The organism is Glaciimonas sp. GG7 (assembly GCF_052976905.1).
On the sequence record NZ_JBRIIQ010000268.1, the window covers coordinates 1 to 209 of the forward strand.

The 209-nt window shown below is 55.5% G+C and carries 1 protein-coding gene; it reads right to left on the reverse strand.

The features are described 5' to 3' along the window. Positions 1–192: hypothetical protein (locus tag ACVBEF_RS21450; RefSeq protein WP_447125916.1), on the reverse strand; the 192-nt coding region annotated here is incomplete at its 3' end. Positions 193–209: the final 17 nt, after the last annotated feature.

Genomic DNA, 209 nt, shown 5'->3' on the forward strand with positions numbered 1-209 from the left:
CAGATAGTGCGCTAACTGATTGGCTTGGGCGTTGAGTTCGGCATAACTCAGTTGTTCTGCGCCAGACGCCACCGCCACCGCGTACGGCGTCCTTATGGCCTGCGCTTCAAACAGATGATGCAGCAGATATTCACGCTTCGAGTACCTCACTTGCGTCGTGTTCCAGCTGGTCACAAGCTGATGCCGCTCCATTGCTGGCAGCACATCAA